The organism is Streptomyces sp. NPDC030820 (assembly GCF_055572075.1).
In genome coordinates this window covers 191,653-204,155 of sequence record NZ_JBVIEB010000009.1, presented here as the reverse complement: position 1 = coordinate 204,155, position 12,503 = coordinate 191,653, and the positions used below count along the sequence as shown (strand labels likewise).

Here is a 12,503-nt window from a genome sequence, read left to right as displayed (position 1 = left end):
AGTGGTGATCGAAGAGACCCTCCTCGAGGCCGAGGAGAAGATGGAGAAGGCCGTCGTGGTCGCCAAGGAGGACTTCGCCGCGATCCGCACCGGCCGTGCGCACCCGGCGATGTTCAACAAGATCGTGGCCGACTACTACGGTGCCCCGACGCCGATCAACCAGCTGGCCTCGTTCTCCGTGCCGGAGCCGCGCATGGCGGTCGTGACCCCGTTCGACAAGAGCGCGCTGCGCAACATCGAGCAGGCGATCCGCGACTCCGACCTGGGCGTCAACCCCAGCAATGACGGCAACATCATCCGGGTGGTGTTCCCCGAGCTGACCGAGGAGCGCCGCCGCGAGTACATCAAGGTCGCCAAGGGCAAGGGCGAGGACGCGAAGATCTCGATCCGTTCCGTGCGCCGCAAGGCCAAGGACGCGATCGACAAGCTGATCAAGGACGGCGAGATCGGCGAGGACGAGGGCCGCCGCGCGGAGAAGGAGCTGGACGACACCACGGCGAAGTACGTCGCCCAGGTCGACGAGCTCCTGAAGCACAAGGAATCGGAGCTGCTCGAAGTCTGATGAGCGACTCTTCCTGGGGGGCGCCGTCGTCGGCGGGCCAGGCCGGGTACTGGGGGCCCACCGAGGGCGGGCCCGCCCAGCCTGTCCCGGGGGCCGTCCCGGCGGGTCCCACGTACGATGCGCCTGAGGCGCAGCAGACTCGCCCCATGCCCATCGTGCCCGACGCACCCGCGTACCGCGGAGACCAGGGCGGCGACCCGGGAGCCGCTCGGCGGAGCGGCCCCTTGTTCCAGGAATTCCAGGACGAGTTCCGCCCCGAGCCCCCGCGGGCCCACGCCCTGCCGGTCGAGAACCAGAATCCGGAGCCCATGCCCGACGCCCACCAGCCGGCCCCAGCGCCGCAGAAGAAGAGCGCGGGCCGTGACCTGAGCGCGGCCATAGGCGTCGGGGTCGGGCTCGGTGTGGTGATCGTCGCCTCCCTGTTCATCGAGAAGGCCGTGTTCGTCGGGGTGATCGCGGTCGCGGTGGTCGTCGGCCTGTGGGAGCTGACCAGCAGGCTGCGGGAGCGCAAGGACATCAAGGCGCCGCTGGTGCCGCTCGCGGTGGGCGGAGCGGCGATGGTCGTGGCGGGGTACGTCCGCGGCGCCGAGGGCGCCTGGGTCGCCATGGCGCTGACCGCCCTGGCCGCCCTGGTCTGGCGCATGACGGAGTCGCCGGAGGGCTATCTCAAGGACGTCACGGCGGGCGTCTTCGCGGCGTTCTACGTGCCGTTCCTGGCCACGTTCGTAGCGATGATGCTGACGGCTGCGGACGGCCCCTGGCGTGTCCTCACCTTCCTCCTCCTGACGGTCGTCAGCGACACCGGCGCCTACGCGGTCGGCTGGCGGTTCGGCAAGCACAAGCTGGCCCCGCGCATCAGCCCCGGCAAGACCCGCGAGGGTCTGGCGGGCGCGGTGCTGTTCGCGATGGTCGCGGGCGCGCTGTGCATGCAGTTCCTGATCGACGACGGCACCTGGTGGCAGGGCCTGCTGCTGGGCCTCGCGGTCGCGGCCAGCGCCACGCTGGGCGACCTCGGCGAATCCATGATCAAGCGCGACCTGGGCATCAAGGACATGGGCACCCTGCTCCCCGGTCACGGCGGCATCATGGACCGCCTCGACTCCCTGCTCCCGACGGCCCCGGTGGTCTGGCTTTTGCTGGTGCTCTTCGTCGGCTCCGCGTGAGGGTTCTGCCGTACGGCTTCCGGGCCCCTGTCCTGCGCGCAGGACAGGGGCCCGTCGGCATTGGTCGTACGGCTCCTGCGGTGGGACGATCTGGAGGGTAAAGCCCTCTGTCCGGGAAAGGAGGGCCTCATGTCCGCCTTCCATGAAGAGATCGACGTCGACCGGAGTCCGGGCGATGTGTGGGCGTACCTCAGCGACCCGTCCCACCTGCCGGAGTGGCAGAAGAGCGCGGTGTCGGTCGAGCAGCTCGACGACAGTCCTTTCGGACTCGGGTCCCGGATCCGGATCACCCGCCATGTCGGCCGCCGCGACGTCCCGATGACCATGCGGGTCACCGAGTTCGTACCGCCGCGCTCCTGGAGCATGCAGGGCACCGACGGACCGGTCCGGGGCCGGGTCCACGGCGAGGTCGTCCCGCTCCCCGACGGCCGTACCCGCGTGACCATGGACCTGGACTTCGAGGGCCACGGCCTCGGCAGGGTGCTGATCCCTCTCGTCGTACGCCCCCAGGTCCGCCGCGAACTCCCGGAGAACGAGCGGCTGCTCAAGGAACGGCTGGAGCACGCCGCCGGCTAGCCGGGGGAGTCCTCACCTGGCCCGGATCGCGGCGATGTCGAACTGGAGGCGGACCTTCTCGCTCACCATGGCCCCGCCCTGGGCCAGCCGGGCGTCGTAGGTCAGCCCCCAGTCGGAGCGGTTGATGGTGGTGGTGCCGTCGAAGCCGACCCGCTCGTCACCGAACGCGTCGACGACATGACCGATGTAGGTGAGCTCCAGGTCGACGGGGCGGGTGGTGTCCTTGATCGTGAGATCGCCGGTCATGCGGTAGACGTCCTCGCCCGCCAGCTGCACGGACGTGCTCGTGAAGGTCATCCGCGGGTGCGCCCCGGCGTCCAGGAACTGCCGGCCCACCACATGCGCGTCGCGCTGCTCGACACCCGTGTCGACGCTGGCCGTGTACAGCACGATGTCGGCCCGGGAGTGAGTCGGCTCGCGGCCGTCGAAGTACAGACGGCTCTCGTACTCGGTGAACGCGCCCCGCACCGTCGTCACCATCGCGTGCCGCACGGAGAACCCGATCCTGCTGTGCGCGGGATCGATCAGCCACTCGCCGGTGAGGGCCGCCAGCCCGGGATCGGGAAGCACGGCGGTACCGGTGGTACCGGCCGCCGGGGTGGCGGTCGCCACGGGCGTGACGGACTGCTGCGCGCGCCGGTGGAAGGAGTTGCGGCCGAAAAGGTTCATGGCTCGTGGTTACGTCAGCGCAGGGGGCCGGACAAGCCCCGATCAGCAAACCCGACCGTTCCCCGGCAGAACTTCACAGGACGCAGCAACGGCGACCGTCCGGTGCCGCACACCGCCTTCCTCTGGCGTGAGCGCGCCAACCCCGACCGCCTTTTAGGGGCGAATGCCCGGATTTGGGTGTTGACGTCATGTCTGTGGCATATGACGATAGGCGAAATCACGAGCGCCGAACTGTCGCCCTGTGAACCGCGCGGCGCTCCCGTCTCGGCCCTAAGGAGGGCGGCAATGAAGACGTTCCGGAGGCACATGCCGGGCAAGAAATCGGCGGTGGCGGCAATGATCCTTGGCGCGACTCTCCTGGTCGCTCCGACCGCGACCGCCGCCACCCAGAGCCCGAAGCCCCAGAGTCCCAGCCTCGACCGCTGCATCCACAGCGCTGGTCCGGCCGGGCGCTTCTATTACCCGGGCTTTGCCAACGTCCCCTGCCTCTGAGTGACACATCGGACGAGGAGCGGCTCGGTCACGCTCGGCCGAGCCCTCCTCCTGATCGGGCGGCCACCGCACGAGCCATGGGTCGCAGGTCACGGAGTTTGATCTGCGACACTGGTAACGCCATGCCTAAGCCCGGAGAACTGGCAGTAGTTGGGCAGCAACAAGCCCCCTACCAGCGCGTTCGGCGCGGACAGGGGGCCTGGTGTGGGTCACTGGGCCGTCTCTGGCCGTCAGGCTCATGTGGGGCCGGCAGAAACACCCGATCCACCGCCTTCCTCGTGCGCTCCTGGCTCGACCCGGTCCACCCTCACCTGCACACGCAGCAACGTCCTGGCCGTCGGGAGCAGTTACCCGCCCATCACCCTGAGGGTCCGCGTCGCCCGCACCGCCACCGGCACGGTCACCAACACCGCGACCGTCAGCGGAGGCGGCACCGTTACCGCCACGGACCCGACTGTCATCGACCCGGATCCGTGCCACCCCAAGCCAACCCACCACAAGCCGAGCCACCACAAGCCGGGCCACCACAAGCCGGGCCACCACGCGTCCCACGGCAAGAAGTAGCCCACACGGAAGAAGTCCCCTATCTGCGGTTGCGCCGCAAGGAGGGGGCACTTCCATGCCCTCATTGACCGATCTCTCCGGAGCTACGGATCAGAAGGTGGCCGTGCCCCATCCGTGCCCGATCGGGCGGGAAGTCACGGGGAACCACGGTGCCGGGCGGGCATCTGACAACACGACGGCCCCTGATCATTTCACCTGGTCAAAGGCCGTCAATCTGCGCGGTGGGTGTGGGATTTGAACCCACGGTGACTCGCGCCACGACGGTTTTTAAGATCGCGTCGGGTCATGAGTAGAAGTTGGCCCAGTACTCCTCGTGACTCTTAGTGAAGTCGGCCGGACGTTCCCGTCGCAGCACCTCGTAGCGTGCGACGTAGGCGTCGAGGGCTTCATGCAGAGAGCAGCCGAGGTGATCGCGTAGCGTCTTAAGCCCGAGGATGATCCGCCCAGCGACGATCATGTCGTCGGCCACGCCTGCATCCGTCTCGCTGTTGCCAGGACCCATAGGGTGATCACACCGCACCCCCACAGCCCATCGGACCAGGAGGGCTCAGCCACGCTCGGCTGGGCCCTCCTTAAAGACGCCTCAACATGGTCGATAGGGCGTTGATCGCATCGTTGAGATTCCCGTCCTGCGAGTCAGCGCGAGTGACGTACACCTGCATCAGGTACTGCCCTTGGCGGGCTGTGAGAAGTGTGTAGAACTGGTTCGTGGTCTTGCCGGTTGTTTGATCCGCGGTCTGACGCCCTTCCTCAACCGCGAGGTCGTCAAGACCCTTCAATGTTGGAACGGCGACCTCGTGAACGCCTTCCCACCGTGCCTTACTCAAAGTGTCGGTCTGTTTCGGGCACCGCTGGCCATCCTGTCGAATTCGGACGGCGTCCGCCTGAGCGAAGGCGGGCGAGCTGTAAACAGTGACCGAAGAGTTGGCATAGATGGTCTCGTCCGATGTCTTCACGTTTCGCGTCACTTCCGCAAGGCCATTGACCAGCGGCTCCTGCACGCTTTTGCAACGGCTGTCGAGGAAAAAGACAACCAAATCATCGTTTTCGTAAGGGTTGGCCTGCACAAAACCAGAACCCCAGTCCGGGGGTGTCAGCGCGACATGCTTCGCGGATTGCAGAGCCGCGGCGGACGAGCTGACGCGCGGCACTTTCTCGCCTTTGCCGCCGCGGAGAACAACGGCAAGCACCACAGTGACCGCAACGACGGCGACGGCAACGGCAAGACCGACGACCACGCGAGGCGCGCGCCACCATGGGCGTCGCGGAGGTGGGGCAGACGCTGGGGGCCCGTAGATGGGGCCAGGTGGAGGGCCGCTCGGCGGTTGAGGCCTCCCGCGTCCCTTACGCCAAGGCGCAGCCGAGTTGTCCCACGGCTGCCCAGGCCGATCACCCGACTGGTTGGGACGTTCGTTCATCGGCACCGTCCTGCTTCACGCGCGAGCTGGACGCCCCTTCGGCGACCCATCAAGGACGGCGGGAATGCGATCGCGCGATACCGGGTCATGATCCCAGCGTCACGCACAGAGCATCCCTTCGCACGTGGGAGACCGCTGTCGGTGCGGCCCGATACCGTTGCCGGGAGATGAGTGGCGGGCAGCCGACGAGTGATCTTCGCTGGGCCGTCCCTGGGCCGTCCGAGGCCGCTCAGTGGCGACCGGTGACGCCTACTAATGACAGTCGTAGCGACCGGCAGCCGCAGGTCACCCAAGTGGATCTGCGACACTGGTACAGCCATGCCTAAGCCCGGAGAACTCACTTTCGTCGCCCCGCGCGGAGCCAAGAAGCCGCCGCGGCACCTTGCCGATCTCACGCCCGCCGAGCGCAAGGACGCGGTGGCCGAGATCGGGGAGAAGCCGTTCCGTGCCAAGCAGCTCTCGCAGCACTACTTCGCGCGGTACGCGCACGACCCGGAGCAGTGGACCGACATCCCCGCGGGCTCGCGCGCCAGGCTCCAGGACGCACTGTTCCCCGAGCTGATGACCGTCGTCCGGCATCTGTCGACCGACGAGGGGACCACCCGCAAGACGCTCTGGCGGCTGTTCGACGGCACCCTCGTCGAGTCCGTGCTGATGCGGTACCCGGACCGGGTCACCATGTGCATCAGCTCGCAGGCGGGATGCGGGATGAACTGCCCGTTCTGTGCGACCGGGCAGGCGGGCCTCGACCGGAATCTGTCCACCGCGGAGATCGTCCACCAGATCGTGGACGGGATGCGGGCGCTGCGGGACGGAGAGGTGCCCGGTGGGCCTGCACGGCTCTCCAACATCGTCTTCATGGGCATGGGGGAGCCGCTCGCCAACTACAAACGCGTGGTCGGTGCCATCCGGGCGCTCACCGATCCTGCCCCCGACGGGCTGGGGCTGTCCCAGCGGGGCATCACCGTGTCCACCGTCGGACTCGTGCCGGCCATCCACCGGTTCGCCGACGAGGGCTTCAAGTGCCGGCTCGCGATCTCCCTGCACGCGCCCGACGACGAGCTGCGCGACACCCTCGTCCCCGTGAACACGCGCTGGAAGGTGCGCGAGGTGCTGGACGCCGGGTTCGAGTACGTCGAGAAGAGCGGGCGTCGGCTGTCCATCGAGTACGCGCTCATCCGCGACATCAATGACCAGGCCTGGCGAGGGGACCGGCTGGGCCGGCTGCTCAAGGGCAAGCCCGTGCACGTCAATCTCATTCCGCTGAACCCGACGCCGGGCTCGAAGTGGACCGCCTCGCGGCCCGCGGACGAGAAGGCGTTCGTGGAGGCCATCGCCGCCCATGGTGTGCCCGTGACCATCCGGGACACCCGGGGCCAGGAGATCGACGGGGCCTGTGGTCAGCTGGCGGCCACCGAGCGGTAATCTGGCCACCGTCCATCACATCTTCATATTCCGACAGGGGAGCGCCACAGCGCTGAGAGTGCGGCGGACAGGGCCGCAGACCCTCTGAACCTCGCCCAGGTCATTCTGGGTAGGGAGTTCGGTCATCACTCAAGCTGTTGCGCCCTGCCCGGGGTCCTTTCCACAAAGGCCCGGGCAGGGCCGCGTCTCTTCCTGGCCAACCCCAGGAGGACATCCAAGTGCACAACAAGACCTTCGTGGCCGTGGCGGTCGGGCTCGGCCTGATCACGCTGTCCGCGTGCGGTTCCGGCGGCGCCACCAAGTCGTCCGCGGACTCCAAGACCGTCACCCTGGTCAGCCACGACTCGTGGCATATCTCGAAGAACGTGCTGAAGGACTTCGAGCAGCGGACCGGGTACAAGGTCCGCAACCTCCAGGACGGCGACGCCGGGCAGGCCGTCAACAAGGCCATCCTGACCAAGGACAACCCGCAGGGCGACGTCTTCTTCGGTGTCGACAACACCCTGTTGTCCCGCGCCCTCGACAACGGCCTCTTCCAGCCGTACACCGCCAAGGGCCTCGACAAGACCGGCGCCGCCTACCAGCTCGACAAGGACAAGCACCGGGTCACGCCGATCGACTACGGCGACATCTGCGTCAACTACGACAAGGCCTACTTCAGCAAGCACAAGCTGACTCCGCCGCAGTCCTTCGCCGACCTCGCCAAGCCCGAGTACAAGAACCTGCTGGTCACCGAGAACGCCGCCACCTCCTCGCCCGGCCTCGGCTTCCTGCTGGGCAGCGCCGCGCAGTTCGGGGACAACGGGTGGCAGGGCTACTGGAAGAAGCTCAAGGCCAACGGCGTGAAGGTAGTCGACGGCTGGGAGCAGGCGTACTACCAGGAGTTCTCGGGTTCGTCGGAGGGCAAGAAGGCCGGCGGTGACCGGCCGCTCGTCGTGTCGTACGCCTCCTCGCCGCCCGCCGAGGTCATCTACGCCAAGAAGCGGCCCAGCACCGCCCCGACGGGCGTGTCGTACGGCACCTGCTTCCGGCAGATCGAGTTCGCCGGGCTGCTCAGCAACGCCCGGAACCCCAAGGGCGCCAAGGCGTTCATCGACTTCCTGGTCTCCAAGGAGTTCCAGGAGGACATGCCGTTGAACATGTTCGTCTACCCGGTGGTCGACGGTGCGAAGGTGCCCGCCGACTTCACCAAGTACGGGCCGGCCGCCCAGCACCCCGAGACCATGGCTCCCGGCAAGATCGCCGCCGACCGTGACCAGTGGGTCAAGTCGTGGACCTCGCTCGTACTGAAGTAGCCCCCCGCACGAGGGACATGCGCGGGAGCGCGGCGCGGCTCGGACTGATGGTCCTGCCCGTCGCGTTCTTCGCGCTGTTCTTCGCCTGGCCCGTGGCCGCGATCCTCGCGCGCGGGCTGAAGGTCGACGGCACCTGGCAGTTGGGGCGGATCACGGACGTGGTCACGCAGCCGGACATCCGGCACGTGCTGTGGTTCACCACCTGGCAGGCGCTCGCCTCCACCGCGCTCACCCTGCTGCTCGCGCTGCCCGCCGCCCATGTCTTCGCCCGTCTCGACTTCCCCGGCAAGCAGGTGCTGCGGGCCGTCGTCACCGTCCCGTTCGTGCTGCCGACCGTCGTCGCCGGCAGCGCGTTCCTCGCTCTCGTCGGGCACGGCGGGCTGCTGGACGACCTGTGGGGCGTACGGCTGGACACCACGGTGTGGGCGATCCTGCTGGCCCACGTCTTCTTCAACTACGCGGTCGTCGTACGGACCGTCGGCGGGCTGTGGTCCCAGCTCGATCCCCGCCAGGAGGAGGCCGCCCGCATGCTGGGTGCGTCTCCGCTCGGCGCCTGGCGGAAGGTCACCCTCCCTGCGCTCGCGCCCGCCGTGGCCGCCGCCGCGCTGATGGTGTTCCTGTTCACCTTCACCTCCTTCGGCATCGTCCAGATCCTCGGCGGCCCCACCTTCTCCACCCTCGAAGTGGAGATCTACCGGCAGACCTCCGAGGTCTTCGATCTCTCCACGGCCGCCGTCCTCACCCTCGTCCAGTTCGTCGCCGTCGGCGCGATCCTCGCCGTGCACGCCTGGACGGTGCGGCGCCGGGAGACCGCCCTGCGGCTCGTCGACCCGAAGTCGACCGCCCGCCGCCCGCGCGGCGCCGGGCAGTGGGCCCTGCTCGCCGGCGTCCTCGTCACCATCGCGCTGCTGCTCGTCCTGCCCCTCGCCGTCCTGGTCCGCCGCTCCCTGGACGCGCCGGACTTCGGCTACTACCGGGCGCTGACGAACTCCGACGGCGGTACGTTCCTGGTGGCGCCCGTGCACGCGGTGTGGACCTCGCTGCAGTACGCCGTCGCCGCCACCGCCATCGCCGTGGGTGTAGGAAGTCTCGCCGCCGCCGCGCTGGCCCGGCGGGACGCCGGACGACTGGTGCGGGGCTTCGACGCGCTGCTGATGCTGCCGCTCGGCGTCTCCGCCGTGACCGTCGGCTTCGGCTTCCTGATCGCCCTGGACAAGCCGCCGCTGGACCTCAGACAGTCCTGGATCCTCGTCCCGCTCGCGCAGGCGCTGGTCGGTGCCCCCTTCGTCGTACGGACCATGCTGCCCGTGCTGCGCGCGGTGGACGTCCGGCTCCGGGAGGCCGCCGCCGTGCTCGGGGCCTCGCCCTGGCGGGTGTGGCGGGAGGTGGACCTGCCGCTGGTGCGGCGGGCGCTGCTGGTCGCGGCCGGGTTCGCGTTCGCCGTCTCGCTCGGCGAGTTCGGGGCGACCGTGTTCATCGCCCGGCCCGACAATCCCACGCTCCCGGTTGCCGTGGCCCGGCTGCTCAGCCGCCCCGGAGACCTCAACTACGGCCAGGCGATGGCCCTTTCGACCATTCTGATGGTGGTGTGCGGCACCGCGCTGCTGCTCCTGGAGCGGTTGCGCACCGACCGGACGGGGGAGTTCTAGATGTTGCTGACCGGACGGGTGGGTTCTCGATGCTGTTGACCGGACGGGTGGGTTCTCGATGCTGCTGAGCCTCGATGCCGCGACCGTGCGCTTCGGCGGGCGGGCCGTGCTCGACGCGGTCGATCTCGACGTCGCCGAGCACGAGGTGGTGTGTGTGCTGGGCCCCAGCGGCAGCGGGAAGTCGACCCTGCTGCGGGCGGTCGCCGGACTCCAACGCCTCTCCGGCGGGCGGGTGTTGCTCGACGGCCGCGACCAGTCGGGTGTGCCCGCGCACCGGCGGGGCGTCGGTCTGATGTTCCAGGACCACCAGCTCTTCCCACAGCGGGACGTCGGTGCGAACGTGGCGTTCGGGCTGCGCATGCACGGCATCGCCAAGGGCGAACGGGACGCCGAGGTCAGGCAGTTGCTGGACCTGGTCGGCCTGCCCGGGGCCGCCCGGCGGGCCGTGGCCGCCCTGTCCGGCGGCGAGCAGCAGCGCGTGGCCCTGGCCCGGGCGCTGGCGCCCCGGCCCCGGCTGCTCATGCTGGACGAACCGCTCGGCCAGCTCGACCGCTCGCTCAGGGAACGCCTGGTGGTCGAACTGCGGGAGCTGTTCGGCCGGTTGGGTACGACCGTGCTCGCCGTGACCCACGACCAGGGCGAGGCGTTCGCGCTGGCCGACCGGGTGGTGGTGATGCGGGACGGGCGGATCGCGCAGTCCGGCACCCCGCTCGAGGTGTGGCAGCGGCCCGCCGACGCCTTCGTGGCCCGCTTCCTCGGCTTCGACAACGTGGCCGAGGCGACCGTCGCCGGTACGGCAGCCGACAGCCCCTGGGGCAAGCTGCCGGTCCCCGACGGCTCCCCGCAGGGCGCGCGCACCCTGCTCGTCCGGCCCGCCGGGGTACGGCTCGTGGCGGCCGACGCCGGACTGCCGTGCACGGTGACCGCGCGCACCTTCAAGGGCACCCATGTGGCCGTCCACCTCCAGCCCGCGGACGGGCCGCGCCTGGAGGCGGCCTGCGCGCTGCGGGAGGCGCCGGAGGTCGGCGCGTCGGTCGGCGTGGAGTTCGACGCGACCGAAACGGTCGTGCTCGGCTGAGCGCCGGGCCCCTAGGGTGAGGGGCATGACATTGCTCGCACACGATCGCTACTGCGATGAAATCGCGCTCCAGGTGGGCCAGTTCAGGGCACTGGTGACCTCGGGCGCGGACCTGGCGGCCACCGTGCCGACGTGCCCCGAGTGGACGCTGGAAAAGCTCGTACGGCACATGGGCGGCGCCCTGCGCTGGGCGGCCACACTCGTTGGGACCCGGGCCCAGGAGATGGTTCCGCACGACCAGGTACCGCTCGGCGGGGGACCGGAGGCCGAGGGGGACGCGGCAGCCCTCGACGCATGGCTCGCGGAGACCGGCGAGCTGGTCGTCGGGGCGCTGCGCGAGGCCGGTCCCGACGCCAAGGTGTGGTCCTGGACGGGCACGTCCACGAGCGCGTTCTGGGCCCGCCGGATGACCCATGAGATCACCGTTCACCGTGCGGACGCCGCGCTCACCGTAGGGGCGCCCTACGAGGTCGCGCCCGAGGTCGCCGCCGACACGCTGGACGAGTGGCTGGAGCTCGTGGAGTGGGTGCAGCGGACCGGGGTGCGGGAGTGGGCCAAGGAGCTGCGCGGCCCGGACCGCAGCATCCATCTGCACGCCACCGACACCGACCCGGCGCTGAACGCCGAGTGGCTCATCGAGCTGCGCGAGGACGGCATGAGCTGGCGGCGCGGCCACGAGAAGGCCACGGTCGCCCTGCGCGGCCCGCTCACCTCCGTGCTGCTCGCTTTCTACAACCGGCTGCCGCTGGACGCCCCCGGCCTGGAGATCCTCGGCGAGCGTGAGCTGCTGGAGTTCTGGCGGAAGCGGGCCAGCTTCGGCTGACACACGACCGCGGCCCGTCCTCTGGGGATAGGAGGACGGGCCGCGGCGCAGTACCTGTCGTGCAAGGGGGTCAGCCGTTGCCGCGGGCCCCGCGACGACGCATGCCGAACCAGACCGCGCCACCGCCGGCGACGACCAGCGCGCCCGCGATGCCGGCGATCAGGCCGGTGTTGGAGTTGGCACCGGTCTCGGCGAGGTTCGAGTCACCGGCCGCCGGGGACGGTGCGTTGCTGGACGTGCCCGCCGGCGCGGAGCTGGAGCCGGAGGCCGACGGGGTCGGGGTCGCCGACTCGGCCGGGGCGGACGTCGACGGCGACGGCTTCGGCGTCGAGGAGGCCGGCGGGGTCGGGGTGGAGCTCTCGGTCTTGCAGGCGGTGGACGGGGTCACCAGGTTCTGCTTGATGTCCGCGTCGAGGATGTTGGCCGCCTTGATGTGGATGCGGTAGGTCGCGTTCGGCTTCCAGTCCTCGGGGAAGGTGACCGAAGTGCCCTCGGCCGAGCCCTTGACCTCGTGCTTGCCCACCTGGGTCTCGACGCCACCGTTGCTCTCGAGGAACACGGTGACCTGGGCCGGGGTGCCGGAGCGGTCGGTGTCGGTGACGACGATGATGCCCTTTTGGCCGTCGCACTTGGCTTCGGCCTTGAAGTCCTGGATGCTGCACGCGAACGCCGAGCCGGACAGACCCAGCACGACCGCGGCAGAAGCGGAGACAACACCCAGAGCGCGCACGGAACGGCGTACGCCACGGTGAGTTATGGACAACGTTTGTCCTTTACAGAGTGCAACTG

13 protein-coding genes are annotated in these 12,503 nt (G+C 69.3%); 9 read left to right on the top strand and 4 right to left on the bottom strand.

The features are described from left to right. The first annotated feature begins 4 nt into the window (after positions 1-4). The 3 genes from frr (at position 5) to ACZ418_RS25440 (ending at position 2,301) form a co-directional block, all read left to right on the top strand. Positions 5-562 carry a ribosome recycling factor gene (gene frr, locus ACZ418_RS25450; RefSeq protein WP_053763769.1) on the top strand — a complete coding sequence of 186 codons (558 nt, stop codon included), beginning with the start codon at positions 5-7 and terminating at the stop codon, positions 560-562. After that, positions 562-1,725: a phosphatidate cytidylyltransferase gene (locus ACZ418_RS25445; protein WP_468366951.1), complete on the top strand. Its 1,164-nt coding sequence runs from the start codon at positions 562-564 to the stop codon at positions 1,723-1,725. Before frr ends, ACZ418_RS25445 begins: the two co-directional genes overlap by 1 nt. A 129-nt stretch (positions 1,726-1,854) precedes the next feature. After that, entirely contained in the window at positions 1,855-2,301 is a 447-nt protein-coding gene (locus ACZ418_RS25440; protein ID WP_468366948.1) for an SRPBCC family protein, read from the top strand. A gap of 12 nt (positions 2,302-2,313) precedes the next feature. Here ACZ418_RS25440 and ACZ418_RS25435 read toward each other — a convergent pair whose 3' ends face one another. Continuing rightward, a complete protein-coding gene (locus ACZ418_RS25435; RefSeq protein ID WP_468366946.1) occupies positions 2,314-2,970 on the bottom strand; it encodes a YceI family protein in 657 nt (218 codons plus the stop codon). A 285-nt stretch (positions 2,971-3,255) separates the two neighbouring features. Between ACZ418_RS25435 and ACZ418_RS25430 the strand changes: the two genes are divergently transcribed. Continuing rightward, the gene (locus tag ACZ418_RS25430; protein WP_468366943.1) at positions 3,256-3,462 is read left to right on the top strand and encodes a hypothetical protein; all 207 of its coding nucleotides are present in this window, start codon (positions 3,256-3,258) and stop codon (positions 3,460-3,462) included. An 847-nt stretch (positions 3,463-4,309) separates the two neighbouring features. Here ACZ418_RS25430 and ACZ418_RS25425 read toward each other — a convergent pair. Both ACZ418_RS25425 and ACZ418_RS25420 read right to left on the bottom strand, forming a co-directional pair. Beyond that, positions 4,310-4,495 (bottom strand): hypothetical protein, encoded by a 186-nt coding sequence (locus tag ACZ418_RS25425; RefSeq protein ID WP_468366941.1) that lies wholly within the window; start codon positions 4,493-4,495, stop codon positions 4,310-4,312. Between the two features lie 103 nt (positions 4,496-4,598). Beyond that, the gene (locus ACZ418_RS25420) at positions 4,599-5,264 is read right to left on the bottom strand and encodes a hypothetical protein (RefSeq protein WP_468366939.1); all 666 of its coding nucleotides are present in this window, start codon (positions 5,262-5,264) and stop codon (positions 4,599-4,601) included. 498 nt (positions 5,265-5,762) lie between these two features. Between ACZ418_RS25420 and rlmN the strand changes: the two genes are divergently transcribed. The 5 genes from rlmN to ACZ418_RS25395 all read left to right on the top strand — a co-directional run bounded on the left by rlmN (position 5,763) and on the right by ACZ418_RS25395 (position 11,714). Beyond that, positions 5,763-6,869 carry a dual-specificity RNA methyltransferase RlmN gene (gene rlmN, locus ACZ418_RS25415; RefSeq protein ID WP_468366936.1) on the top strand — a complete coding sequence of 369 codons (1,107 nt, stop codon included), beginning with the start codon at positions 5,763-5,765 and terminating at the stop codon, positions 6,867-6,869. 218 nt (positions 6,870-7,087) lie between these two features. After that, positions 7,088-8,164, top strand: coding sequence for a thiamine ABC transporter substrate-binding protein (locus ACZ418_RS25410; RefSeq protein ID WP_468366933.1), 1,077 nt, complete (start codon positions 7,088-7,090; stop codon positions 8,162-8,164). A gap of 47 nt (positions 8,165-8,211) precedes the next feature. Beyond that, complete coding sequence (locus tag ACZ418_RS25405; protein WP_468367405.1) at positions 8,212-9,813, top strand: ABC transporter permease; 1,602 nt, start codon at positions 8,212-8,214, stop codon at positions 9,811-9,813. A gap of 58 nt (positions 9,814-9,871) precedes the next feature. Continuing rightward, positions 9,872-10,891, top strand: a complete 1,020-nt coding sequence (locus ACZ418_RS25400) for an ABC transporter ATP-binding protein (RefSeq protein ID WP_468366931.1) — start codon at positions 9,872-9,874, stop codon at positions 10,889-10,891. Positions 10,892-10,916: 25 nt separating this feature from the next. Next, entirely contained in the window at positions 10,917-11,714 is a 798-nt protein-coding gene (locus ACZ418_RS25395) for a maleylpyruvate isomerase family mycothiol-dependent enzyme (RefSeq protein ID WP_468366929.1), read from the top strand. A 70-nt stretch (positions 11,715-11,784) separates the two neighbouring features. On the opposite strand, the gene ACZ418_RS25390 is transcribed toward ACZ418_RS25395, so the two are convergent. Then, positions 11,785-12,477: an LAETG motif-containing sortase-dependent surface protein gene (locus ACZ418_RS25390; RefSeq protein ID WP_468366926.1), complete on the bottom strand. Its 693-nt coding sequence runs from the start codon at positions 12,475-12,477 to the stop codon at positions 11,785-11,787. Positions 12,478-12,503 lie beyond the last annotated feature (26 nt).

Coding starts and splice junctions, on each gene's coding strand:
- ACZ418_RS25400 (WP_468366931.1), top strand. CDS start 9,872: ATGCTGCTGAGCCTCGATGCCGCGACCGTGCGCTTCGGCGGGCGGGCC.
- ACZ418_RS25445 (WP_468366951.1), top strand. CDS start 562: ATGAGCGACTCTTCCTGGGGGGCGCCGTCGTCGGCGGGCCAGGCCGGG.
- ACZ418_RS25405 (WP_468367405.1), top strand. CDS start 8,212: ATGGTCCTGCCCGTCGCGTTCTTCGCGCTGTTCTTCGCCTGGCCCGTG.
- ACZ418_RS25395 (WP_468366929.1), top strand. CDS start 10,917: ATGACATTGCTCGCACACGATCGCTACTGCGATGAAATCGCGCTCCAG.
- rlmN (WP_468366936.1), top strand. CDS start 5,763: ATGCCTAAGCCCGGAGAACTCACTTTCGTCGCCCCGCGCGGAGCCAAG.
- ACZ418_RS25430 (WP_468366943.1), top strand. CDS start 3,256: ATGAAGACGTTCCGGAGGCACATGCCGGGCAAGAAATCGGCGGTGGCG.
- ACZ418_RS25440 (WP_468366948.1), top strand. CDS start 1,855: ATGTCCGCCTTCCATGAAGAGATCGACGTCGACCGGAGTCCGGGCGAT.
- ACZ418_RS25435 (WP_468366946.1), bottom strand. CDS start 2,970: ATGAACCTTTTCGGCCGCAACTCCTTCCACCGGCGCGCGCAGCAGTCC.